At 31.7% G+C, this 26,305-nt stretch carries 25 protein-coding genes; 2 read left to right on the plus strand and 23 right to left on the minus strand.

Annotated features, from left to right (window positions below):
• Window positions 1-2 precede the first annotated feature (2 nt).
• From CN925_RS13040 to CN925_RS13090, 10 genes are all read right to left on the minus strand, one after another.
• The gene (locus CN925_RS13040; protein ID WP_098846656.1) at window positions 3-2,153 is read right to left on the minus strand and encodes a glycoside hydrolase family 3 N-terminal domain-containing protein; all 2,151 of its coding nucleotides are present in this window, start codon (window positions 2,151-2,153) and stop codon (window positions 3-5) included.
• A gap of 265 nt (window positions 2,154-2,418) precedes the next feature.
• Window positions 2,419-3,447 carry a Gfo/Idh/MocA family protein gene (locus CN925_RS13045; RefSeq protein ID WP_098846657.1) on the minus strand — a complete coding sequence of 343 codons (1,029 nt, stop codon included), beginning with the start codon at window positions 3,445-3,447 and terminating at the stop codon, window positions 2,419-2,421.
• Window positions 3,448-3,490: 43 nt separating this feature from the next.
• Window positions 3,491-4,459 (minus strand): sugar phosphate isomerase/epimerase family protein, encoded by a 969-nt coding sequence (locus tag CN925_RS13050; protein WP_098846658.1) that lies wholly within the window; start codon window positions 4,457-4,459, stop codon window positions 3,491-3,493.
• Between the two features lie 24 nt (window positions 4,460-4,483).
• Window positions 4,484-5,200 carry a ThuA domain-containing protein gene (locus CN925_RS13055; RefSeq protein ID WP_098846659.1) on the minus strand — a complete coding sequence of 239 codons (717 nt, stop codon included), beginning with the start codon at window positions 5,198-5,200 and terminating at the stop codon, window positions 4,484-4,486.
• 42 nt (window positions 5,201-5,242) lie between these two features.
• Window positions 5,243-5,989 (minus strand): sugar phosphate isomerase/epimerase family protein, encoded by a 747-nt coding sequence (locus tag CN925_RS13060; RefSeq protein WP_098846660.1) that lies wholly within the window; start codon window positions 5,987-5,989, stop codon window positions 5,243-5,245.
• A 19-nt stretch (window positions 5,990-6,008) separates the two neighbouring features.
• The gene (locus tag CN925_RS13065) at window positions 6,009-7,085 is read right to left on the minus strand and encodes a Gfo/Idh/MocA family protein (RefSeq protein WP_098846661.1); all 1,077 of its coding nucleotides are present in this window, start codon (window positions 7,083-7,085) and stop codon (window positions 6,009-6,011) included.
• A 76-nt stretch (window positions 7,086-7,161) separates the two neighbouring features.
• Window positions 7,162-8,025 carry an AraC family transcriptional regulator gene (locus CN925_RS13070; protein WP_098846662.1) on the minus strand — a complete coding sequence of 288 codons (864 nt, stop codon included), beginning with the start codon at window positions 8,023-8,025 and terminating at the stop codon, window positions 7,162-7,164.
• 166 nt (window positions 8,026-8,191) lie between these two features.
• On the minus strand, window positions 8,192-8,566 hold the full coding sequence (locus CN925_RS13075) for a DnaJ family domain-containing protein (RefSeq protein WP_098846663.1): 375 nt from the start codon (window positions 8,564-8,566) through the stop codon (window positions 8,192-8,194).
• Window positions 8,567-8,783: 217 nt separating this feature from the next.
• Window positions 8,784-9,467 carry a hypothetical protein gene (locus tag CN925_RS13080; RefSeq protein WP_098846664.1) on the minus strand — a complete coding sequence of 228 codons (684 nt, stop codon included), beginning with the start codon at window positions 9,465-9,467 and terminating at the stop codon, window positions 8,784-8,786.
• Between the two features lie 424 nt (window positions 9,468-9,891).
• The gene (locus CN925_RS13090; RefSeq protein ID WP_098846666.1) at window positions 9,892-10,374 is read right to left on the minus strand and encodes an AraC family transcriptional regulator; all 483 of its coding nucleotides are present in this window, start codon (window positions 10,372-10,374) and stop codon (window positions 9,892-9,894) included.
• Window positions 10,375-10,571: 197 nt separating this feature from the next.
• Between CN925_RS13090 and CN925_RS13095 the strand changes: the two genes are divergently transcribed.
• Complete coding sequence (locus CN925_RS13095; protein ID WP_098846667.1) at window positions 10,572-11,339, plus strand: HipA family kinase; 768 nt, start codon at window positions 10,572-10,574, stop codon at window positions 11,337-11,339.
• Window positions 11,340-11,444: 105 nt separating this feature from the next.
• Here the strand turns inward: CN925_RS13095 and CN925_RS13100 are convergent, their stop codons facing one another.
• From CN925_RS13100 to CN925_RS13140, 9 genes are all read right to left on the minus strand, one after another.
• Window positions 11,445-11,876 carry an NUDIX hydrolase gene (locus CN925_RS13100; RefSeq protein ID WP_098846668.1) on the minus strand — a complete coding sequence of 144 codons (432 nt, stop codon included), beginning with the start codon at window positions 11,874-11,876 and terminating at the stop codon, window positions 11,445-11,447.
• 92 nt (window positions 11,877-11,968) lie between these two features.
• Window positions 11,969-12,811 carry a P-loop NTPase family protein gene (locus CN925_RS13105; protein WP_098846669.1) on the minus strand — a complete coding sequence of 281 codons (843 nt, stop codon included), beginning with the start codon at window positions 12,809-12,811 and terminating at the stop codon, window positions 11,969-11,971.
• Between the two features lie 146 nt (window positions 12,812-12,957).
• On the minus strand, window positions 12,958-13,173 hold the full coding sequence (locus tag CN925_RS13110) for a GNAT family N-acetyltransferase (RefSeq protein ID WP_180232951.1): 216 nt from the start codon (window positions 13,171-13,173) through the stop codon (window positions 12,958-12,960).
• A 28-nt stretch (window positions 13,174-13,201) separates the two neighbouring features.
• Window positions 13,202-13,639 (minus strand): GNAT family N-acetyltransferase, encoded by a 438-nt coding sequence (locus CN925_RS13115; RefSeq protein WP_098846670.1) that lies wholly within the window; start codon window positions 13,637-13,639, stop codon window positions 13,202-13,204.
• A 93-nt stretch (window positions 13,640-13,732) separates the two neighbouring features.
• Entirely contained in the window at window positions 13,733-14,296 is a 564-nt protein-coding gene (locus CN925_RS13120; RefSeq protein WP_098846671.1) for a chloramphenicol phosphotransferase CPT family protein, read from the minus strand.
• Window positions 14,297-14,564: 268 nt separating this feature from the next.
• Window positions 14,565-14,993: a hypothetical protein gene (locus CN925_RS13125; protein ID WP_098846672.1), complete on the minus strand. Its 429-nt coding sequence runs from the start codon at window positions 14,991-14,993 to the stop codon at window positions 14,565-14,567.
• A gap of 102 nt (window positions 14,994-15,095) precedes the next feature.
• Window positions 15,096-16,154, minus strand: a complete 1,059-nt coding sequence (locus CN925_RS13130) for a peptide ABC transporter permease (protein WP_098846673.1) — start codon at window positions 16,152-16,154, stop codon at window positions 15,096-15,098.
• Window positions 16,151-17,029: an ABC transporter permease subunit gene (locus tag CN925_RS13135; protein WP_098846674.1), complete on the minus strand. Its 879-nt coding sequence runs from the start codon at window positions 17,027-17,029 to the stop codon at window positions 16,151-16,153. The genes CN925_RS13130 and CN925_RS13135 overlap by 4 nt, the downstream gene beginning before the upstream one ends.
• Before the next feature lie 35 nt (window positions 17,030-17,064).
• Window positions 17,065-17,586, minus strand: coding sequence for a hypothetical protein (locus CN925_RS13140; protein ID WP_098846675.1), 522 nt, complete (start codon window positions 17,584-17,586; stop codon window positions 17,065-17,067).
• 206 nt (window positions 17,587-17,792) lie between these two features.
• Between CN925_RS13140 and pepF the strand changes: the two genes are divergently transcribed.
• Window positions 17,793-19,604 (plus strand): oligoendopeptidase F, encoded by a 1,812-nt coding sequence (gene pepF / locus CN925_RS13145; RefSeq protein ID WP_098846676.1) that lies wholly within the window; start codon window positions 17,793-17,795, stop codon window positions 19,602-19,604.
• Between the two features lie 67 nt (window positions 19,605-19,671).
• Here pepF and CN925_RS13150 read toward each other — a convergent pair whose 3' ends face one another.
• The 4 genes from CN925_RS13150 to CN925_RS13165 form a co-directional block, all read right to left on the minus strand.
• Window positions 19,672-20,319 carry a nitroreductase family protein gene (locus tag CN925_RS13150; protein ID WP_098846677.1) on the minus strand — a complete coding sequence of 216 codons (648 nt, stop codon included), beginning with the start codon at window positions 20,317-20,319 and terminating at the stop codon, window positions 19,672-19,674.
• A gap of 14 nt (window positions 20,320-20,333) precedes the next feature.
• Complete coding sequence (locus CN925_RS13155; protein ID WP_098846678.1) at window positions 20,334-22,166, minus strand: ABC transporter ATP-binding protein; 1,833 nt, start codon at window positions 22,164-22,166, stop codon at window positions 20,334-20,336.
• Window positions 22,147-23,886: an ABC transporter ATP-binding protein gene (locus CN925_RS13160; RefSeq protein WP_286138343.1), complete on the minus strand. Its 1,740-nt coding sequence runs from the start codon at window positions 23,884-23,886 to the stop codon at window positions 22,147-22,149. Before CN925_RS13160 ends, CN925_RS13155 begins: the two co-directional genes overlap by 20 nt.
• Before the next feature lie 148 nt (window positions 23,887-24,034).
• On the minus strand, window positions 24,035-25,816 hold the full coding sequence (locus CN925_RS13165) for a M3 family oligoendopeptidase (protein WP_098846680.1): 1,782 nt from the start codon (window positions 25,814-25,816) through the stop codon (window positions 24,035-24,037).
• Window positions 25,817-26,305 lie beyond the last annotated feature (489 nt).

Consider the following 26,305-nt stretch of genomic DNA (forward strand, 5'->3'; position numbering starts at 1 on the left):
GCTTATTTAATCAGTTTAAATTTTTCGGTTAAAACATTTTCACTATTTGTACCGACATACAGCTCAAATAGACCGGAATCACTTTTAAATTCTAAATTAGCATGATAGTATCGTAATTGTTCTTCTTTTAAAGTAAACGTAACTTTACATGTTTCACCTGGATCTAATTTTACTTTCTTGAAGTCTTTTAATTCTTTTACTGGTCGCACAACATCCCCAGAAAGATCTCGAACATAAAGTTGCACAATTTCTTCCCCTGTATAATTTCCAGTATTCTTAATATTGATTGAAATTTCTAATGGTTTCTCCATTTCTATGACATCAGTAGATAAATTTAAATCACTATAGGTAAAGTTTGTATAACTTAAACCAAAACCAAATGGTAAAAGCGGTTCATTAGGAATATCCAAATACTTAGAAACATAATGATCAGGACTAAACTCATTAAAAGGGCGTCCTGTATTAAATGAATTGTAATATACCGGAATCTGACCAACTGAAAATGGGAATGACATCGTCAATTTTCCAGAAGGATTCACATCTCCGAAAAGAATATTTGAAACTGCTGTAGCTCCTTCAGTTCCAGGAAACCATGCTTCTAAGACAGCATCCGCTTCATCTAACACACCATATAAATCTAGTGGACGCCCATTAAATAAAACAATTACCATTGGTTTATTTAATTTTTTAATATGCGATATTAATTCTAACTGAGCATTTGGTAATCGAATATCAGAGCGGCAACAAGCTTCTCCACTCATCGAAGCGTACTCACCAACTGCTAATACAACAACATCTGAGTTTTTTGCAACATTAATTGCCTCTTCAAGTTGTTCTGCAGTAATTTTTTCTATATCACTCCCCTTACAAACTGTAAGATTAGGCGATTTCAACTTCATTGCATCAAATAATTGCATTGTATTTTCTACTTGACCTTTCCAAGACCAAGCACCCAATAAGTCACCACTTTGAGCTAATGGACCAATTAATGCAATTTTTTGATTTGCTTTAAGTGGAAGGACATTTTCATTTTTTAATAAAACACAGGATTTTTCTGCTAGTTTTCTAGAGATTGTTCGATGCTCTTCACAAAGGATCATCTCTTTTTCTTTCTCTACGTTTGCACCTCGGTAAGGGTTTTCAAATAATCCTAGCTTAGATTTTAGCTTTAAGATTCGAAGTACTGCTTCATCAATTAAAGCTTCATTCACTTCTCCATTCTCTACTAAACTTTTTAATTCATGGACATAACATGCTGTCATCATTTCTAAATCAACACCAGCATTAATAGCTTTATAAGCTGCTTGTGCTTCATCTTCAGCAACTCCATGAGGGATCATTTCTTTAACAGAACCCCAGTCAGAAATTAAAACACCTTCAAATCCCCATTCGTTCCGAAGGACATCTCTCATTAACCATTTATTTCCTGTTGCTGGAATACCATCAATTGTATTAAAGGACGTCATAACCATCTCGCAACCTTCATCTAATGCTGCTTTATAAGCTGGAAGATAAGATTCTCTAAGTTGTCGTTCAGACATATTTACTGTGTTATAATCACGTCCACCTTCAGGGGCACCATATGCTGCAAAATGCTTTACGCAAGCTGCAACCCTTTTTGTATCATTCGTTAAATCATTACCTTGAAAGCCTCGTACGAAAGCTTTCGCAAATAAACTATTCAAATAAGGGTCTTCACCTGTTGTTTCTAACACACGCCCCCATCTTGGATCACGTACTAAATCCACCATTGGAGCAAAGGTTACGTGAACACCTGATACTGAAGCTTCTCGTGCTGCAACTTCTGCACTCTTTTCAGCCAATTCTGTATCCCAAGAGCAACCAATCGCCAGAGGTATTGGAAAAATCGTTTTATAACCATGTACTACATCAGCCATAAAAACTAAAGGAATTTTGTGTGGATTATTTTTCAAATACTCTTCTTGAATTTTGATCACATCTTCTGCACCGGATACACCTAATACGGATCCACTATTATTAATAACCTCATCACTAATCCCCATCTCTGCAAATGGTCCTGTAATTTCACCCGCTAATCCATAATAAAAATTTCCCGATAACTGCATTAATTGCGATATTTTTTCATCTAAAGTCATTTCCCTGATAATCGACTTCATCTGTTCAATATCCATTATTAGTTCCTCCCCTATAATCGAATTATTAGTCCCTTAATATGCTTTAAAATTGTTTATCGAAACGTTTCACCTGATTATATTTAAAATTATATGCGTTTTCATAAGGTGGGTCAACCAATTTCAACAAATAAAAGATAGTAAAATTAAAAAATTTTAATCTATCGTGATTCCTTTCAAAAATAAAAAAAAGCAAACAATGTGAACATAACAGTACACATCTTTTGCTCTTTCTTTTAATCATACGATTAGGGATCTAAATAGTTTATAAATAAATCCTCTCTTTTTTCTTACCTGATTCATAGATTGCACAAATCATTTTTTGAGTTTTCATTGCTTCTTCACCAGTAATATGTATCGGTGAATGGCCATTTAGCGATTCATAAAAATTATTAATCTGTTTTACATGACTAACGCCCCAATATCCTTTTGCACCATTGCCATAATCAAAGGTTTCATTTGGATTGTTATCAGCAACAAACTCCCTTCCATCTTTTAAAGAGACAACTCCACGGTCAGCAACCATTTTAGCTAGCCCATTTTCACAATGTAGCTCAATTGTGACTGGTGCATCATAAGAATAATAGTTTATTGTATGAAAGGCAGTAACTACACCACTTCTATACTTAATAACACCTTCTGCACAATCCTCAACTTCAATGATTTCATGTGCACGATTACTGATTGTAGCGTCAACATATTCAATTTCATCATCTACGAACCATCGCATTAAATCCATCGTATGAATAGCTTGATCAATGACTACCCCGCCACCTTCTTTTTCCCATGTCCCTTTCCAATCACTAGTCAAATAGTATTCGTCAGATCGATCCCATGTTACGGATAGTTTTCCAGATTTTATTTTTCCTAAAGTACCATTTTGTAACATTTCTTTAATCAAAACTGATCCTGGATTATACCTATTTTGAAAAATGACACCTAATGTAACTCCATTATTTTTTGCTGTTTCGATCATTTCTTGAGCATCAGAATAATGAATAGACATTGGCTTTTCAGTAAGAACATGTATTTTTCGCTTTGCAGCTTCAATTGCAACCGGCGCATGTAAATAATGTGGTAAGCAAATATGGATAACATCCAAATCTTCTTTCTCAAAAAGCTCTAAATAATTTGTATAATAAGTACAATTGAATTGTTTAGCTTTCTCTTTTGCTCGCTCTTCTTTACGATCACAAACCGCTACTAATTCGACATCTTCTCTAATGAAAGCAGGTTGTGCATGCATTAAAAAAATATTTCCACAACCAATTATCGCGACTTTTAATTTTTCCATTTTTTCACCAACTTATTTTTGGATTGGTTATCTATTTTCTTTATTAAGTCCACCACATTTGTGAAGGCTCTTCATTTATTAATACGGACTGTAAGTTTTTAACGGCACGTGAAAAACCTTCTTCTATTGACATGATAGGGTCCTCGTGTTCAATACTAACAACATAATCATATCCGAACGTACGTAGTGCACTCATCATATCGGACCAATCTTTCAAACTATGTCCACATCCTACTGATCGGAATGTCCAAGCTCTAGTTTGAACTTCTCCATAAGGTTGCATATCAGTTAAACCATACATATTTACATTATCTTGATCGATATAAGTATCCTTTGCATGGAAATGGTGAATTGCATTTTCTTTTCCAAGTATTTTAATCGCGGCTACAGGATCAATCCCTTGCCACCAAAGATGACTAGGATCCAAGTTAGCGCCAATTGCAGTACTAGTTTCTTTACGCAACTTTAATAATGTATATGGAGTGTGAACTAAAAAGCCACCATGTAGTTCTAACCCAATTTTTACTTGATGATCCTCAGCAAATTTCCCCATTTCCTTCCAATATGGTATTAGCTTTTCTTCCCATTGCCAATTTAGTACATCTCTATATTCATTTGGCCATGCTGTAACAGGCCAACTAGGAAACTTTGCTTCTTCATGATCACCACTTGTTCCAGAAAAACAATTTACTACAGGTACACGTAATAAAGAAGCGAGTTTAATCGTTTTAGCAAGAACATCATGAGATTCTTTCGCAAACTCTTTATCAGGCGATAATGGATTACCATGACAACTAAAAGCACTTATTGTTAATCCACGTTTTTCAACTTTTTCAATATACTCTCTTCTAAGTTGCTCACTTTCTAATAAACGATCTAACGGACAATGAGCGTTCCCAGGGTAACAACCAGTACCTATTTCAACAGCCTTTAATCCGGAGTGTGCAACTTTATCAAGCATTTCTTCAAATGATTGATCCGCAAATAATACCGTGAATACTCCTAATTTCATTGTTTCCTCGCTCCAATCTACTATTTACGTTAATGCTTCTATAGCATCTTTATATCCATATGAAGGATAAGTTCTTTTTGATTTATTCGCCCAATTTACAGCATTAATGATAATTTTTTGAACTTCTTTATGATGATAAGTTGGATAAGTTTCATGACCTGGTCTGAAATAAAAGATTTTTCCATTTCCTCTTTTAAATGTACAACCACTTCTAAATACTTCCCCACCTTTAAACCAACTAACTAAAACTAGCTCATCCGGAGTTGGAATATCAAAATGTTCGCCATACATTTCTTCTTGGTCAATCTCGATATATTCCCCTATACCATCTACTATTGGATGAGACGGATCGACAACCCAAAGTCTTTCTGTTTCCGCTTTTTCTCGCCATTTCAAATCGCAGCTAGTCCCCATCAATTTTTTAAAAATCTTCGAAAAATGTCCGGAATGTAGTACGATTAACCCCATTCCTTGCAGAACTTTTTCATAAACTTTTTCAACAATTGGATCTTCCACATCATTATGAGCGATATGTCCCCACCAAATTAATACATCAGTATTTGCTAGCACTTCATCTGTTAATCCGTGTTCAGCTTGCTCTAAAGTAGTCGTCGTAGTATCATACCCTGCTTCATTTAAGAATGTAGCAATGGTTGTGTGTATTCCGCTAGGATAAATGTTTTTTACATCTGGATTAATTTGTTCATGTCGATTTTCATTCCAAATCGTTACTTTTACCATATGACTCTCCCATCTTTTATTTTTTACAAGTTTAATAGTTTCTTAAGCTTTTGCTAGAATCATTTTTAAGTTATTCAATCCAATCTCGACACTTTCTAATTGAGGTTTAGTAAAAGCTTCTTGCTCAATAATTAACCATTCTGCAGAATTTAGTTTAGCTTGTTGTACAATTCCTCTTATATTCATGATTCCATTGCCTACTTCTGTACTTTCTTCTTTGGATGGAGCCATATCCTTCACATGAATTAATGGAGTCCTTCCTTTATACTTACTCATAAATTCAACCGGATCTACACCAGCAAATTCTAACCAGTAAGTATCCAACTCTGCTTTTAAGAGATTAGTTGGAACCGAGTTGAGTAAAATATCGAGAATACACTCATTTTCAAATGTAACTAATTCATGAGCATGATTATGATAGACTAAAGATATTCCTTCTTTTGCTAGCTTCTTTCCTGACTGTTGTAAATGTTCTGCAAATTCTTTCCATTCTTCTAAACTAGTAAAATTAGCCCAAGGGCATACAACATATTTGTTTCCTAATTCTTTTTCGAAAGCAATTACGTCATCGATATGATGAATAATTTGTTCTGCACTTATATGGGACCCTGCTACTTTTAGTCCTAGTTTGTTTAAAGCAGTTTTTATTTCCAAAGCAGTTTTACCATAGTATCCCGCTAACTCAACACCGTCATAACCCATTTTCGCTACTTTTTCTAAAGTACCGAAAAAATCGATTTCTACATCTTCTTTTACACTCCATAATTGTAGAGCAATTGGTAGTGTCATTGATCCATCTCCTATACGATTAGTTAAAATATACTGGTTTCTTTGATTTTGATGATTCGTAGATTGCCTCTAAAATTTGAGTTACAACTAATGCTTGTTCAGGTTTAACGGTTGGTTCTGTATCATTTATAATACTGTCGATCCATTGTCTTGCTTCTAGTACTTCAGGAGAATCAGTGGTACCTTCATAAAAAGCTACACCGCCAGTATGGATATCAATTTTTTTATCGTAAAGTCGCCCATATGCTTCTCCATTTATTCGGAGACCATCTCTCATATCAGCTCCACCTTCAGTACCACAAAGTGTAGTTTGGGCTTCTCCTACTTCCAGCGTATTTAAAGCCCAGCTCGATTCTAGGATAACAGTTGCACCATTTTCCATTGTAATAAAACCAAATGCAGAGTCTTCTACATTAAATTCCTTAGGATCCCAAGGCCCAAAAGCATTTGCAGCATTTTCTTTATGTGATAATTCGTGGTAAACGTTTCCAACTACAAACTTGGGTTTATAATTATCCATTAGCCATAACGTTAAATCTAAAGCATGTGTACCAATATCAATTAATGGTCCGCCACCTTGCTCTTCTTCATTTAAAAATACGCCCCAAGTAGGTACCGCTCTTCTTCTAATCGCATGTGCTTTTGCGAAATAAATTTCTCCTAATTCATTATTTTTACAAACTTCACTTAAATATTGTGAATCGTTTCGAAAACGATTCTGATAGCCAATTGTTAATTTTTTTCCTGTGCGTTTAGAAGCTTCTACCATCGCTTTTGCTTCTGCTGCAGTTTTTGCCATTGGCTTTTCACACATAACATGTTTACCTGCTTCTAAAGAATCAATCGTAATAAATGAATGCGATTTATTAGGTGTACAAACGTGAATGACATCAATTGATTTGTCTTTTAATAATTCCATGTAATCTGTATATGTCTTTGCTTCCTCAACCCCAAATAGTTCTTTAGCTTTAACAGCTCGTTCTTCAATAATGTCACAAAAAGCTACCATCTCGACTTGATCTAATGCTGCTAAACTTGGCATATGTTTACCATTAGCTATTCCGCCACAACCGATAATTCCTACTTTTAATTTCATTAAGAAAACCTCCGGAAATAGTATTTACATTTCCAGTTTATAGAAATATTCTAATTGAGTCTTCCTTACACCTTGCCTAAAACTTCTCAAATATTGTCTTTTTTTTATATTGTGTTGGAGATAAACCAACTTCATTTTTAAATAATCTGTTAAACGTTTTCACATTGATGAAACCAACATTATAGGCAATTTCTGTAATAGGTAAATCTTCATTAAATAAATACCATTGAGCCTTCGTTATTCGGTATTGATTTACAAAATGACAAAAAGTAGAACCAGTGTATTTTTTAAAAAACTTTGCAAAATATGAATTCGTAAAACCAATATAATGTGCAACATCATTCAATGTAATATCATTCATATAATTCTCTTCTATAAAATGAAATATTTTTTCTAATTTTAAAAGACTAGCTTTTCTATTAGGGTACTTAAGCTTATGATTTTCTGTATGAGGTAGTTCTCGATAAATAAGAAGTAATAGATCATATAATCTAGCTCTAATCGCCAATTCATAGCCTTCTTTTTTATCGATATACTCTCTTTCAAGCTCTTTTAAATAGGAAATCATTTTCTGTTTAACTTCTACATTCCAATAAACACTAGATTTTTGAATACAATTAAACAATTCAATTAGTTCCATATTATTTTTTTTCAAGAACTGTACATCTTCGAAAATACTAAAATCAAATTGCACGACCAATCTCATACTATTTGGAGAAGATAAAAAATAATGAATATCACCACTATTAATGATATAAAATTCTCCTTCTTTTAATTGAAGTAAATCATCATTTACACCAATCTTTAAGATCCCTTTTTGTACATAAATGATTTCAACGAGTTTATGCCAATGATGACCAACTAACGTCAATCCATCATTTGAAAATAAACAAAATGGAAAATTCCGATCTAATCTCCTTACTTCAAGAGTGGCTCCCATACCTAATCCCCCTTGTAAAACTTTTCTTACTATGTATATTTTACATTAACATCAATGATCGTTTTTTTCATCGAATACAATCTTAAAGCTACAAAATTAAAAGATGCTTATACCGTCTAAAAAGTATAAACATCGATTTAATAAAATCGTTCATTTTTTCACAAGCTTATTTCCAATAAATCAATTGGTTCTCAAGATTTTCCTTATTTACATAATTTCTCTGCATCGGAAAAGGACAGCCTAGGTTATACTTCTTAATTTCATCATTCACTTCCGAGATCATTTTCGCTATTTCTTTACTATTTTCATTAGAATTTAACTTCTTCAAAATCGTTTCAAGTTTTTCAAATATTTTCTTTTGCTGTATTACCCAATCAGGTTTATAGCCCGATTTCTTAATAACAGTAGTTAATAGATCATCTTTTAAAAGCTCTTTCGGTAATGGTTTACCTAATCCAGGTAGATCTTCAAATCCACCTTCTTTTTCATGCCGCTTAACAATCTCACTTAACCAATCTACATATTTCCCATTATTCGCCATCGTTTTAGCCACCTTTTTGGTTAGTCCTATACTATATAGTATTCGGAACTTTTTTTCTATTTCCTTTCTATATTATGCAATCATATGTTTAAAGTAAGTTTGTAACTTTATCCAAATTATGAACTTTTAAAAAAAGAGAAACTAATTAACTAGTTCCTCTTAGATTTACTATGTATTTTTAAAACAAAAATCCTTCGTTTAGGTTAAATGATAAAACTTATGCGCGATGTCTTTGAATAAACACATTCTCTTTATAATTTTTTAACAAGCCTCTTTCTCTCAAATATTCCTTAAAATACAAATTCGCTTCTTTTCGCTCATCATAAGGATTCTTAGAAAGGACAAACCCTAACTTATCTTCTTTTTGAAGTTCAACACCTGACATATATAAATGAATTTTATTTTGATGATAAATTTCTTTTAACGGTTCCATGAAATGAATTGCGAAAGCAGAAAGTAACTTCATTTCTGCATCAAATGTAAACCTTGTAATATAGGATAAATCCACAAAAATCACGCCAATAAATCCGGTATTTGAAATTTCAGCCCTTATCGTTTTATCATTATTTAAGTGACCAATCTCACGAAGATATTCTATAAAATAAAGAATTCCTTCTTTTTTTTCGAACGGCTTTTTTGATAAAATTAAGCCAATTTTCTTTTCATCACGTAAATATTCACATGTTATATATGCTGGAATACTTTGTTTCTGAAATAATGCACATGCAGCTTGTAATAAACCATTTAATACCTCATGTATAATTAAAGGATGCTTCCTTGTGAAATAATATTGATTTTCTTGTAACTCTTCCAGATCAATAAAACTTGCTCCGATAAAACCTGTATTGGATATAATAGGTGTTTTTGACTTCCTTTTAGTTACTCCATTTCTTTTCATCATGCAAGTTCCTTTCCTTCTAATATCTATGTACAGAACACTAGTTCGCCTTTTATATTTTAATCATACACAATAAATTTTAAAATGTAAATCTCAAAAATGAAAAAAGGATACGAAAATTTTTCGTATCCTTACAATAATTCATATTAAGATTGGCAGCTTAAGAAACCGTTTCTTCCTCTATTTCTACATAACAATCCATTGTATATACTTCTTTGTCTTCATGATTTCCAAAGTAAATAGTGAAATTCATAGTGTAACACCCTTTCACAAAGGATATAATTTTTATTTATATTCTGTTTCATTATATTCTTATTTCCAAGAAATAACAATAGTTACCTTATATATGAAAGAAGATGTTTAGGTTAATAGAAAATCATTTTAATTTTTTACTAATTTTATCTAGTAATATTCTAAAAAAACTTTTTTAAGTCCGCTTTTTAACTGGTACATATAAATGAACTTTAGCTTTTCCATCTGGATCTTCGGCAGGATTATTCATATTAAATTCTAGATTATAACGATCATAATCAGGTTCAAAATCACTATTGGGTAACCATTGTTCGTACATATATTGATAAGCGCTATTTAACAAACTAGGAGAATCATAATATTGATACAAAACATACAGCCCACCATCTAATTTTCTAAATTGCATATTTTCATGTTGCTCCTTATCAAAACCTTCAGGAATAGTAACACAGGCATCATGACGACAATTATGACTTTCTACCAATTCTGGATTATCTAAAGAAATTCCAATGAATGATTGATGAGGTGGAAACAGTCCATTATTTATTGCCCAATTTAACAGCTTCTCCCAATGTTTTCCATTTTCATCAAAATATGATCCAACGCGCCTAATATACGCAACTTCATATTCAGGTAGTTCTCTAATTAAAATATTCATTTTCTCAACTCCTAATTAGTAATAAAGTCCTCTATTCTATATTTAGATTCAAAATTGTTTTCTTACAATAAGGAAAATAAACCGACAATGATCATGCTCATTGAAAACATTGTTTATTAATTCTTTTGTCCAATACCTTTCTTTTCAATGGAATATATTAATACGTACTAAATTAAAAGGAGGACTTAGTTAAAACATTGAACGTACCAATAAGTTATTTAGAAACATTGCAAGGTAAAGCTGCACATTTATTTTTGTTTAGTAATGGTAAACGTTATGCAGTTAAATGTAAAAATAATTTCCATGGAACAAGGGAGCTTGTTAACGAATATGTTGTCGGTAAATTAGGTCAACTGCTTAATTTGCCTATTGTACCATTTGAAATTGTAAATATGTCTGAAAAGGAAATTCAACAAATACCAAAGAAATTTTCTTCTCAATATCAGCCTGGTAGCCAGTTTGCTAGTCTTTTTATTGAAAACTGTACTGGCCTTGCGAAAAAACCTCCTCATCCGACGATAAACGAGATAAATAATCCTGATGTACTGGCTGGAATTCTTGTTTTCGATTATTGGGTGCATGGTTCAGACCGTACTAAAAGTAATATTCTATTAAAACGACAACCAGATGGAAAAATTGATATTTTTATGATTGATCATGGAAAATGTTTTCCAGGAGGATACAAATGGAATAAAGAAAAGCTACAAAAATCCAAAAAGTTTAAAAAGGATTCAGTCGTTCATATTTGGACGGTCGACATATTAAATGACTTAAACATAGCGTCTTATATTGAAAAAATACAGGCATTAAAAGAAGATTCAATCGTAGAAGTGATCCAAAATATCCCTGTAGACTGGAATGTTACACACGAAGAAAAAGAAGCCCTTTTTAATTATCTTAAAGAACGCAAAAAAACTCTTGCTGATTCAGTTTATACATTTATAAAAAAATATTCGGACGAATGACGCACGAAGTTATTTATTATTTGCTTAAAAAAATTGATTAAATACTATTGGAAACCCAAAAATTAAGAGAAAGTTCTATAAACTAAATCATTGTATTCAAGGATATTAAAACTCTATATAAAAGGGATGTTTTTCTTCATTCAAACAATATTCAATTCGCTGCTTGAAATTGTTCCAAGTTACCATCAATAAAGCTTCCTCAATAGGAAAATAGCCCACTTCTATACTTTCTGAAGAAGTTGTCAACTTTCCCCCAATTGGTTTAGCTAAAAATAAAGTGTTACAAATAGAAGCAGCGACATTTTGAAATACTCCACAAAATTTCAAAACTTCGATATCAATTCCACTTTCTTCTTTTGTTTCCCTAATTGCAGCTTCCTTCAAGGATTCTCCTTCTTCAACTTGCCCACCTGGCATTTCCCAACCTCGACGTGGACCTTTAATTAATAAAATTTGATTTTGTTCATTCATTACAACTGTCGCAGCTGAAATGATATGTTTGGGTGGCAAGTAAATTTCCTTAGACTGCAAAATAATTCCCCTTTCTATACTAATAAATAAATCTTTTTATTTATTCAATTTAACTTGTGGTATTGGTGAACTAAAAAGCCAAATATAGAACATCTGTACTATAATTTCAATTTATGTAAGATATTTTTTTTGTGAGAATCAAAGTCAAACTCAGAATTATCGACTTTGAACTTTTTCATTTTGATTATGTCAAAAATTTTAGATTCCAATTGCCTTCTTGATTCTAGAACAGTTAATGTTCCTTCCAACCCATTGACTCCATGAAATTTTCCATAGACTTGGTTATTGTAATAATCTAAAAAACTAGTGAACCACTCTTTTGATCTTTCTTGAATAGCCTTTTTAAATGACTTTTGGATATCTTTTTGTTCTACGTAAATAAGAATTGGGTTTAATGGTTCAATAATGCTAGCTAATCGATTGACAAAGCTCATTACAATCTCATCAGAAGCTCCATATTTTACCATTCCTATTGTTACAGGATTTTGAATGAAACAGCATTCAAAAATATAAGTATCCTCGCTATTTACAGCTTTTTCACAAAAACTTTTCCATTTTTCAGTGATTAATTCAATATGTTTATCTAGTGGAAGTTCATAAACATCTTTATCCCACAATTTTTTCTCAAGAGGTTCTGGCAATAGTAAATCTCCCAATCCCTTTCGTATTCTATACGAAGATAGAAAATATCCATTCGCTTGCTCTTCTGTATGCTTAATTAGTAATTCCTTAAAATCATTAAACTGGTCTAATATATGATTAAATTCCTCTTTTGTAAAATAAGAAATAGCATCATAATCAGCGGGGTGATCTTTGTTCCCCTCTAAAAACAACTGAGTATTAATATTCATTTCACTAAGGATATCATTCGTCAGTTGGGCTGTCGTCGATTTACCAGACCCAGGCAAACCTTCAACTAAAATTAATTTTGTATTTGCCAATTCCAATCACCTTTCTTCCACCAACTAAATAATCAATCTATGTTTCTATTCAACAACCATTAATACTTTTCCTTTTTATAGCATTAAACAGTATTTAGCTCCAATGCTACTTCATCTGATTATAAAAATTTTAAGGAAAAGATATTTTAATCTAGTATGTTTATCATTGGTGTTTGTTCTAGTGGATTCTTTTCAAAATACTCCTGTTGTAGAATCCCATAGATTCCACAATCCTTATATTGATTATTTTTTCGAACCATATGCCTAATAATGCCTCCGCTTTTCATCCCTACTTTTAACAAAATTTTACCACATGCAGGTTTATCAATATTATGTGTCGCTGATATTTTATGAATATTCATAAAACGGAATGCAAATTCAACAACTGCATTAAATTGATCTACCCATTGTAAGGGTTCTATTTATGAATCCTAACTTTTCATATAGTTTAATAGCGTGATTACCTGCATATACATTTAAACGAACTTCTGAATATCCATCCTGTTTAAGATGTTCCATACCCGATTCGATCAATCGTTTTGAAATTCCATTCCCTCTAAATTCTTCTAAAACATATAATTCGTAAATAAAACCATATTTCTTTTCAGTTAATTGGTCTTTACTCGTTCCAATAAGAATCCAACCAAGCAAAATATCCTCTTTTTTTGCTATTAAATAGTAACATCCTTTCTGCAGAAGAGGATCAATAAGTTGTTTGATTTTTTCATCCGTTGGTATTACTTCACCTAATGTACCCTCGAATAAGGCTTTTGGAGAAAGTGATAAGATCATTCTATACTCCGAATCGTTTGGTTTTCTTATGTCCATAAATGCTGTTCTCCCCTATCATTTTTTACAAAAAATAAAATTCATTCTCTTTTTATCAGCTTTAGAGTTCGTAATGAGCAATTGTTTTTTGAATTATTTATCTTTACTTTGCACGAATTGAAATTTTTCATATGATTTTTTAAAACCATTAAGCGGTGTACTACTATTCAATCTGTCTTTAATATCTTTTGCACATTCATGCATAGTTTTTGTATAGGTGTTAACTTCTACGTCATAAATTTCGTTTTTATGTACAAATGTGAGCTGAGAGATTGCTAGACCAATTTTGCGGTCGCCTCTTGATTGTTCTCTCCGATTAAGCTCATCCTTTTGACAATGCACTCCCACAAGTAATATAGGATATGATTTTAGATTTTCATAGAATATTTGTAATGTTGTATGGTCATGCAGAATCTGATCAAGAATTAAATTAACACCTCGATCTGCAAACAATGCAACATTTTTATAATAAAAATATTCTGTTTCAATTGGAATTAACCTCTGTCTACCTCTTTCTTCCATCTTATCTATAACTAAATCATAATCATCAATGCTAAAAGCAAAAAAGTTAGGTAGTAACTTAGTTAACTCCTTAGCTAAAGTTGATTTTCCTGAACTTGAAACACCGTTTAGTACAATGATCGTACCTTTTTCCATCTTTTTCCATCTTTTTCTCCTTTTATATAAATACTTATCGTAAATTGTGAGAATTTTCCTTCTTATTACATTCTAGCAGTATAAGTATAAATTTTGTATAAATTCTTAGTGCCGATTTGTAAGACCATTCGTAACAAAAATTCTTGTAAAACTTTTCAATCATTTTGGCACAGAAAAACGCTTGAATCTTTTGGATGACTCGAAGCGTTCTATGATTTATTTTGTTGAAAAGAACCAGGACCCATTACTCATTAATCCCCATACAACATTAATGATATTGAAACCAAGGAATCCAGCCTTTTTTTAGTTCTTTTACAATATATATTTCTCCAAGAGATGCACTTTGTGCTGGCAAAAGCTTTGGAAATCTTAATCTAACAAACCAAGAGTAATTAGCCACTTTTTTACCACAAAATGTTACTGCTATACCATAGTAGTTTTTCTCAAATCCAGTCAAACTAGAAGCAGGTTCAATTTTCTCAATTTGCCATTCATTATAATTAGGATCTGTTCCATATACTTTAGGGATTATTTTACTCAAAGCACTTATTAATTCTTTTTTATCTTTACTATTAGGCTTTACTAAATTCTCGGTTTGAGGACATTTTGGATTTGCGATACTTGTAATACTTTCACTGAAAACGGCGTTTGGGATGGTAAATAATAGGATTAATGTTACAATTAATATTCTTTTCATCAATTCACCTCAATACAATTATTCCCTAAATAGTAGAATACCTTCCCAAAACCAAAAATAAAAACCTTTATTCTCTATTTAGAACAAAGGTTTTCGATTGCTTTATAATCTTGTTAGAAGCTTTCCACTTGATTTAGACTCTTCATCTACTATACTACTAACTTCATTTAATTTTTCCTTCTTCACAAAATCAAAATCATTAAATCCTTGATATGACCCTTCGTTTGTTATAAGTTGCTTCTTTTTTTGCCCAGTTTGATTTTCAATTAAGCGCTCAATGCCCAATTTAATAAGGTTAAAAGCAAATATTGATACAACAAAAGCTATACTCGGTCCGATGATTACCCATGAATCAATCGATAACTCGATGTAATTAGCACCAATCATTGCTGACCATTCATTAGCTTCTGACATCGGGCGATCGACTCCAATATCTAAATAAAGAACTTTAACACCACCAATAAATAGTTTAAAAACGCCTAATTGGGTTAGTAAAAATAAAGTTTGAATAGTTTGTTGTACAAATAATAAAAGAATACGGCTTCGTAAATATGGTATAACATGTTTACGACGGATCCAGCCATTTCTTGCACCAATGATTCTAGAACTAGTAATGAAATCATTTTTTAAAAAAGCTCTAACTTCATCACCGATTGAATTCATCAATACAGGTATCGAAATAATGATTAGTAAAGATATTTGTAGGGCAATTGTTTTTTCTTTTGCAGCTTCTGGAACGTAATTTAATTTCTCAAAAAATGGAAAAATAATGATTACAGCAGGGACAAAACGAAAAGCATTCAAAATTGGTTCAATTATTTTTAATAATTTTTGATTCATAAATCCGAAAAATGTGCCTAATAAACCGCCAAATATGACTCTTATTAATCCGACAACTATGGCGATGGATAAAGTGTATTTAGCACCATCCATTACCATCCAAAATACATCTCTTCCAAATCGGTCAACACCAAAAAGATATTTCCAACTTGGAGGATAACCATATGTATCAATCAATTTACCTTCTGCATTATATAACAAAGCAGGGGCTGGTTTTATTGTATCCTTTATAAAGTAAGTATAAATAAAACTAAAGGTGATTAAGCCAAGTATGATAAAGCTTCCAATTATGATCGGCAAATACTTTTTAAGATTGATCATACAGCTTGTCCACCTTTCATTCTATTAACTATCTGTTTAAACAGAATCTCAAGCAAAAAGAACGGTATAAATAGTAAAACTAGCGCCATAAAAAAGATTTCTGGCGAACTACTATTATTAAATAAAAATGAAAAATAGCCCTTCATATTAAAGAACTTTTCTACTATTAACAAATTTGAAATCATCATCCAAAATATTAGCTTCGTATTACTTAATAAAGTAATCGTAACATTCCGCAATATATGACGGATCATAATCCAAGAATTAGAAAGACCCTTTGCTTTTGCGTACTCAACATATTCTCTAATCTTTTCTTCCTGTATTGCTAGAAATAACATTTGGAAAAGTTGAATCGTTGGAATAATCGATACAAGGAAGATCGGTAATACGTAAGCTTTGGATTCAAAGCCACTGATTGGATCAACTATTTTAACGCCGGTTTTATTAAAAATCCATAAAAAGAAAATTTGAAAAGCACAAATCATTACTACATCTGGTATAGATTGCAAGAAAAATAGGATACTATTCATCCCTTTTCTAAATGAATTTGGGCCTATATATACTAGATAAGAAATTAATAAAGCGACGAAAATTGAGAGTAAAAATGATGAAAAGAGAATCGTAAAAGTATAAATATATGGCTCTAAAAATACAGAAGAAAAAGGAACATATTGAAATTCTTTTAAGTAAACTTCTAAGTTATCGAAGTAAAAAAAACTCCAAAAAAAGATTTGTAATTGATTCCAAAACTCAGCCAGTCGCTCTCCTTTTGGTAAAAATAGAGTAAAAGAAGTAGCTGTAATTAAACCAATTCCGAATACAGTTAAACAAAACTGAAAAAGATATTTAGATATAATTCTACTTGTTTGGATCATGATTTATACACAATCTTATTAAGTCTTATTGTGTATTACTTCCCCTCCTTTTCTTGCTTGATCTTGTCTTTACTAAATACTAAAAATCCTCCATCACTTAATTTACCGAATTTCCAAAATGTCCCGTATTGTTTAATATACATATATTTTTTGTTATTCTTTTTCCCTACTCTATAACCTTCTGTAGTGGGTCTAATATTTTCTCCGTATTTCCCAAATTTTTCTTGAATCTTTTTTGGTTGTTCTTCAGGCTTAAATAATAAGAAGCCAGTTAAGTTTTTATTTTTTGAGTCTAATAAAATCTTCTTATTTGCAGTGCCATTTTCATCCGTTTTTATAGTAGTTTCGTAGATTACTTTCTTTGTATCATCATCTTTAAACAGAATATTAAATTTAGCATTTTTAGGAAGTGATGATTCGATTTTAATCCCAATCGTTTTTAAATCAAAAGTACCTTGTCCTTTAATAGCTAAATTTTGAGGAGGTTTTTTAATTGTACATGCTGATAGTGCAACAGTTGTCAAAGTTAGTAAACAGACCATTTTAAGTTTTTTCATTCGCTCTAAAAAAACTCCTTTCTATGGAATAAAATTAATTCTAAATATTGAAATTTTTAACCAAATTCAATTAATTTTATCAAAATAATGACGGATTGTGCAGTTTAATTGTTAAAATTTTCAATTTTATCGAATAATTTCACCATTAAACTGTTTTTATACAGTATAATAGACTCGTACCAACTACTACTAAAGGAGGCAATTTGATGGAAAAAATGTTAGTAAAACGTTTAACACGTGCTGAAGTTCCAACAGAAATGACGTGGAAATTAGAGGACCTATATCCGACTCGTGCAGAGTGGCTACTTGCTTTAGAACTTATTGAAAATGATTTAGTAGAGGCGAAATCGTTGAAAGGTTCTGTTCTTAAGTCTGCGGAATCTTTAAAAAAAGCATTATTAACTTATGAATCGATTATGCTTCAATTAATTCGTTGTGGTACATATGTAAGCTTGCGTCAGTCTGGAGATGGTTCAGATTCTCAAAATCAATCTGATAGTCTACAATTTTCAAGCTTAAGTACAAAAGTAAATACTACTTTAACATTTATTCAGTCAGAGCTTTTACATTTAAATAATGAAATGTTAGAAGTCTTTATTAAGGAAGAAAATGAAATTGAGGTTTTTAAATTATTATTAGAAGAAATTATTGCATCTAAAAAACATCGATTACTCCCTGAAACTGAAGAGGTTTTAGCTGCACTTGGTGAAGTTACCTCTGCCCCATATCGAATTTACCAAACAAGTAAGGCCGCTGATTTAAAATTCGATTCCTTTGAAGATGAAAATGGAAAAGAATTAGAAAATTCCTTTGCCATGTTTGAAAACTTATATGAATTCTCACCAAATCGAACAGTACGTAAACAAGCGTATGAATCTTTTACAAAAACACTTACTCAATACAAAAATACATATGCTTCGATATATGCCACACAAGTTAAAAAGGAAGTTGCTTTAAGTAAATTAAGGAATTATGATTCTGTTACACAAATGCTACTTGAAGATCATAAAGTATCTTTAGACATGTATCATAATCAATTAAATATCATCTTTAAGGAACTCGCTCCACATATGCGTAGACTAGCTAACTTAAAGAAAAAGCAACTTGGACTTGATACGATTCATTTCTATGACTTAAAAGCTCCTCTAGATCCAGATTTTAACCCAAGCACTACTTATGAAGAAGCAAAAGAAACGATTTTAAAATCACTAGAAATTATGGGACCTGATTATGTTTCCATTATGGAAAAAGCGTTTGATGAGCGCTGGATTGATTATTCCGATAATATCGGTAAATCAACAGGTGCATTTTGCTCTAGTCCGTACGGTGTGCATCCTTATATTTTAATTAGTTGGCAAGATACTATGAGAAATGCATTTGTACTTGCTCATGAGCTTGGACATGCTGGTCATTTTTATTATGCAAATAAATATCAACGAGTTGTAAATACTCGCCCATCTATGTATTTCGTAGAAGCTCCATCAACATTTAACGAAATGTTATTAGGCCAATATTTATTAAAACAAACGAATGATCCAAAAATGAAGCGCTGGGTCATCCTTCAATTATTAGGTACTTATTATCATAATTTTGTAACTCATTTACTTGAAGGTGAGTTCCAAAGAAGAGTATATGAACTTGCCGAAAAAGGTACGCCTCTTACAGCGACATCATTCTGTGAAGTTAAAGGGAATGTTTTAAAAGAATTTTGGGGTGATTCTGTTGAACTAGATGAAGGTGCAAGTTTAACTTGGATGCGCCAGCCGCACTATTATATGGGTCTTTATCCATATACTTATTCTGCTGGATTAACTGCATCTACTGCTATTTCACGAAGAATTGCAAAAGAGGGTCAGCCTGTTATTGATGCATGGATTGAAGTATTAAAAACAGGTGGATCAAAAAAACCAGTTGACCTATTAAAAATGGCTGGTGTTGATTTAACAACAAGTGCACCAATAAAAGAAGCTGTTGAATATGTCGGTTCATTAGTTACTGAATTAGAGTCACTTTTCTAATTACATTTTGAGATTCTTTTGTAAAACAAAAAAGCCCACGAATATTTTTCGTGGGCTACTTTATTTATTAATCTACGTAACGAATAATGTCCGAAACTTCTTTACGTGCAAGTTTTTTTGCTGGTTCAGAAGGATATCCAAGTGAAATGACCATGTTAATTTCGCGGTCTTCTTCGATTTCTAAATACGTTCTAAGTTTATCTTGAGCTAATAGGACTGGACCTGTCATTGGACATGTTCCTAAACCTAATGCATGTGCTGCTAACATTAAGTTTTGTGATGCTAAGCAACTACTTTTAATTCCTTCTTCTTTCCAAACTTCATTTTCAACAAAGCCAATTGGATCAAATATTTTTGTTCTGAATTTTGATTCATAAGGTGTTGCTAAACAAATAATTAAAACTGGTGCATCTCTAAATGCTGTTGCATAAGGACCAAAAGAGCGAACTAATAATTTACCTTCTTTTTCTAATCCTTTTTCTTTTGCTTTTTCAGCTACTTCATGTAGTGAATCCCATGTCATCTCTTCAATTTTTTTAATTTTGTCAGTGTTTTTAATAATGATAAACTCCCAAGTTTGTGAGTTTGTATCACTTGGAGCATAACGTGCGCAGTCGATAACTTCTTCAATTATTTCATTTGAAACTGCTTGATCAGTAAATTTTCGAATACTTCTTCTTCCGTGAATAATTTCTTTAAATGAATTGTAATCCATGCTTCCACCCTTTATTATATATGCTGATCTTCATTCATCCCCTGATGTTTTACTAATTCATAGTAAAAACCTTGTTTATCAATTAGTTCTTCATGTGAACCTCTCTCTATACACATTCCATTTTTCAAAACAAGTATTTGATTAGCATTTTTAATTGTATTAAGTCGATGAGCAATCACAAAGCTTGTTCGGCCTTGCATTAGTCTTTGTAAAGCTTCTTGAATTTTAATTTCAGTAATTGTATCAATGCTACTTGTTGCTTCATCTAAAATTAAAATTGCGGGATTTGCTAGAATTGCTCGAGCAATTGAGAGAAGTTGCTTTTGACCTTGACTAATTTGCTGATCATCTTGTTGTAAAATTGTATCATATCCTTTTGTAGTTTTCATAATAAAACTATGTGCATTGGCAAGTTTTGCAGCCTCTTCTACTTCTTCATCTGTTGCATCTAAACGACCATATCGAATATTTTCTCGAATTGTTCCTTTAAATAAAAATGAATCTTGTAAAACAAATGCCATTTGCTGTCTCAAGTTTTTTCTAGAATATTGTCCAATACTTACACCATCTATGAGTATATCACCACTATTGATTTGATAAAAGCGTGAAAGTAAATTTACGACTGTTGTTTTACCTGCACCAGTTGGCCCAATTAATGCGATTGTTTCACCTTGTGATACTTTGAATGAAACATTTGTTAATGTATTTGTATCTTTCCCATATGAAAAATTAACATTTTTATATTCAACTTCACCTTGAATAACTTTTTCATCGTTAATAATGTGGGATTCATCAATTGCTTCAATATCTTCATCGATGATTGAGAATACTCTCTCAGCACCAGCGATTGCAGAAAGTAATGTATTAAACTGATTTGATAAATCATTTAGTGGTCGTGTAAATTGTCTTGAATACTCCGTAAAAACAACAATTGTACCAATAGAGATATGTCCTTTATAGGCAAAGTAACCACCAATCCCTGCGATGATTGCATAACTTACATTGTTTAATACATTCATAAATTTAGGAATAAATCCGGCAAAGATAAATGCCCAGAATCCTGAGTTTTTCAATTTTTCATTTTTATTTAAAAAATCTCGAATCATTTTATCTTCTTGAGAAAAAGTCTTGATGATTCTCTGTCCGGAAACTGTTTCTTCAATAAAGCCATTTAACTCGCCTAGGTTACGTTGTTGGATTTTATAAAGCTGGCCAGTTCGGTGCGTAATCCATTTTATTCCAATTATTAAAACTGGTACAATTGATAAAGTCAATAAAGTTAAGATTGGACTATACCAAAGCATCACTGAAATCGTACCAATTAAAGTTAAAACACTTGAAAATACTTGAATCACTGAAGTATTTAAAGTCGAACTTACATTTTCCAAGTCATTTGTTACGCGGCTCATTAATTCTCCATGTTGTCTTTTTTCAAAAAATGACATAGGTAATTTATGAAACATATTAAATAGTTCTGTTCTCATTTTTGTTACAGTGTTTTGAGCAATATCGATCATCCAAAAATTTTGTAAAAACAATGATGCTGAATAACCTAAGTAAATAAACACTAAAGCAACGATTAACAAACTTAAACCACTTAAATTATTTTTTAAAATATAATGGTCGATTGAATAACCAACTAGTACTGGTCCTAATAAACCGAGTACGGAGCTTGCTAAAACCATTAAAAGAACGAAAGCTAATTTCCCTTTCATTAATGCTAGGTAAGACCATATTCTTTTCAATGTTGAGGAAACATTATCTGCTCTAGCAGCATCTTTTTTCTTCTTATTCTTTGATAATTGTAAATGCTTATATCGGAAGGGTTTAGTTAGCTCCTTTAACATGATGAATTTCCTCCTTCCCATATTGAGAATAGTAGATTGCTTTATATAGTTTTGAATCTTTTAATAAAGATTCATGTGTTCCCTCTTCTACAAGTTCACCTTCATCTATAATTAATATTTTATCTGCATTTTTAGCAGTGCTGATTTTTTGAGTGATGATTAGTGTCGTACACTCATAATTTTTTAAAGCTTCAATCAAACTAGCTTCAGTTTTTAGATCTAATGCACTCGTACTATCATCAAGTAATAAAATACTAGGATTTCGAAGGATTGCTCTTGCAATAGAAAGTCTTTGTTTTTGACCACCTGATAGGTTAACACCTTTTTGACCTATTAAACTTTCATATCCATCAGGAAAACTCAAAATTGAATCGTGAATTTGCGCATGTTTAGCAGCTAAATAAACTTCCTCATCGGTTGCATTTTCTCGACCCATTAGTAAGTTTTCTTTAATTGTTCCTGTAAAGAGGAGCGCTTCTTGCGGTACATATCCAATCTGTCCTCTTAGTTGCTTACTGTTTATTTTTCGGATATCTTGATCATCAATTAATATTGTTCCAGATTGAACATCGTATAAACGAGGGATTAATTGGAATAAAGATGTTTTTCCAGAACCTGTTGAACCAAGTATCGCAATTGTTTGTTCTGGGTATGCAACAAATGAAATATTTTTTAACACTTCTTTTTCAGAATTCGGATAACTGAAAGAAACTTGATGGAATTGAATTTTTCCTTCTAATCGATTTGCTAGATGGTTCCCTTCATTTTTTTCTACGAAGTCTTCTTCAATCGTTAATATTTCATCGATTCGTTCAGAAGAAGCTCTCATTCTTGAAAACGCACTAATAATAAATGAAAAAACAGTAAAAGATGAAGTAATTCGAGAAATATAATTTACGATTGCAACAATATCTCCTATATTTGTTTCATGTGAATGTACTTTACTATTTCCAAACCACAAGACAATTAATATGGCAGCATTCATAAATAGAAGCATGACTGGCATCGTAATTTCCATTGTTCTCAGAGCAATAGAAGTTTTTTGTTTTAAATTTTGATTTATCTGTTTAAATCGATTATTTTCATGGTCATTTCGTACAAAGGCTTTAATTAATTTCATTCCGACTAAATTTTCTCTTAGCACACTATTTACAATATCCACATTATCCTGGACCGTCTTAAAAAGCCTTCTACCTTTTTTAACCATCCAATTTAGGAACATAAACAAGAAAGGTAAAATTAAAAATAGAATAAATGAAAGTTTCCAATTTAAAATTAATGCCATTACGACACTACCAGTTACGATTAATGGCGCTCTCAAAATAATCCTTAAACTCATAAATACTGCACTTTGTAATTGTGATACGTCATTTGTCAATCTAGTAATAATGGATGAAGTTGGTAAATAACTAAATGTCGTAAAAGAAAAAGTTTGCACTTTCTCAAATAGTGTTTTCCTTAACGTAAATGAATAGCTTTGAGCAATATGTGTAGCATAAAATGTATTCAATACTCCTCCAATAAATGCAACGATCGAAAGCACGATCATGACAATTCCCCATTTTGTAACATAAGCCATGTCTTTTTGAACGATTCCATTATTAATGATATTAGATAGAATATATGGTTGAAATAATTCAACTATTAGTTCTAAAAGTAAAAAGAAGATTGCCGCAAAAATTGTTATTTTATATGGTTTTAAAAATTTAAAACTATTCACTTTAGTCACTCCCCTACTAAAGAGGTAATGATTAAAAACCCCTCCGTATTTTTTTATCTTTTTTTAATAAATCTACAATAATCTTAATAAAGTCAATTAAAACAGGAAAAGAACTCGTAATTAAACGAGTCCTCCTCATAAAAAGTTATCATTCGGTGATCGATAAAAATTCCTCAACATCTTTAAGAGATAGTTTTACTGCCTTCTCCCAGAAATCGCGTTTTGTTAAATCGACACCTAAATGTTTTTGAGCTAATTCTTCAACTGTCATAGAAGCTGTATCTTTTAAAAGAGCAATATATTTCTGTTCATAGCTCTTACCTTCTTCCAGTGCTTTTGCATAAATTCCTAATGAGAATAAGTATCCAAAAGTGTATGGGAAGTTATAAAACGGCACACTTGTGATATAAAAGTGAAGTTTTGATGCCCAGAAATGTGGATGATATTCTTCTAAAGCCCCACAATACGCTTCTTTTTGAGCTTCTTCCATCAATTCATTTATTTTATTTTTACTTACAACACCATTTTTACGCTCTTCGTAAAAACGTGTTTCAAACAAGAAACGAGCATGAATATTCATATAAAATGCTACACTACGTTGTATTTTGTCTTCCAGTAGAGCTAACCGCTCTTGATCAGAACTCGCATTTTTAACAGCTGCATCAGCTACAATCATTTCTGCAAATGTAGAAGCTGTTTCGGCAACATTCATTGCATAATACTTATTAAGCGTATGAACATCCTTCATCGCAAATGAATGGAAAGCATGACCTAATTCATGTGCTAATGTTGAAACATTCGAAGGTGTACCTGAATATGTCATGAATATACGAGATTGACTACTTTCAGGAAATCCTGTACAGAAACCGCCTGGACGTTTTCCTGCACGATCCTCTGCTTCAATCCAAGAGTCTTCGAAAGCCATCTTTGTAAAACTAGTTAATTCATCACCAAATTTACCAAATTGATTTAATATAAATTCTGCACCTTCAGAATATGAAACCGAGGAATCAATATCAGCAACAGGCGCATCTAAATCATACCAACTTAATTTCTCTACGCCTAGTAATTTAGCTTTTCTCTCTAAATAATCAACAAATGGAGCCTTATTGTCGATGATTGCACCCCACATTGAATCAAGTGTTTCTTGACTCATACGATTGATCGATAATGGTTCTTTTAATACATTATTCCATCCACGTTGTCCGTATACACTTAAACGAAAACCTGCAAGATGGTTTAAGATTTTAGCGAAATAATCTGACTCCTCACCCCATGTTTCTTCCCATTTCTCAAAAATCTCTTTACGCACATTGCGATCTTTTGAAGAAAAGAGATTTGAAGCTTGACCAACAGATAAAACTTTATCATCATGTTCAATCTGCATTTTCCCTACAACAGTATCGTACATTTGGCCCCAACCATGATATCCATCAACTGAAAGAGCAGTAATTAATGCCTCTTGATCAACTGATAATAATTCACTAGCTTTTTGACGACGCTCGTTTAATGCGAAAGAAATTTCCTTAAATTCATCAGTTTCTAACATATCTTTCCAAACAGAATCTTCAATTTTAGTTAATTGATTATGGAATTTTGTTAAGGAAGTAGAAAATGTTGCATAAAGCTGCGTTAAAGTTCCTCTTAATAAATTAGCCTTTTGATCAGCCATATTTTGAGCTTGTAAACAACTAACAAACCCACCAGCTTGTGATAATTTTTTACCTATTACTTCAATATTACCTATGATATCAGCTAATTCCTCAATTTCATCACTACTTTTAGGTGCAGAAAACAAAGAAACTTTTCTTTCTAATCTTTCTACTAAACTAGTAATTTCATTTATGTATGTTGCGAATGCAGGAGATTCACTGCCTCCTTTAAAGAAAACATCTAAATCCCATGTAAGTGAATATGTATTAGTTGACATACGACCCCACCTTTTGGTTTTATAAGTACATTTGTTATTATACATTATTCAAAATATTTAGTCTAATCATACTACTTTTAACAATATTAAAATCCTACACAAGCTTGTTGAAATATGCTGAAATCGTACATTTTGTCTACTATGAAAGAAGAATGGTATGTTTGTTTCTGATGAAAGGTGTCTTTAGTAAATTTTAGTAATACATAAATCTAATTTCATGGCTGAAAAACTTTATCAAATATTACAAAACCGCACGAATTGTTACATTGTTTTTTAATTTCAAATTAAGAAAACTCATTATTTTGTGGAAAAAAATTCGTTTTTCTAAACTTTTAAATACATAATTGAAAATTTTTTACTGTTTAACTTTCCCCATTCACCATATCATTTCAACTCTCTAACCCAATAAAATCAAGCATCCTAGTTCATATTTAGGGGATCGACATTTTAAATTGGAACCATGTCGAAATAACCTGTAACAATTATGCA

Source organism: Bacillus sp. AFS055030 (genome assembly GCF_002574545.1).
Classification (GTDB): domain Bacteria; phylum Bacillota; class Bacilli; order Bacillales; family Bacillaceae_G; genus Gottfriedia.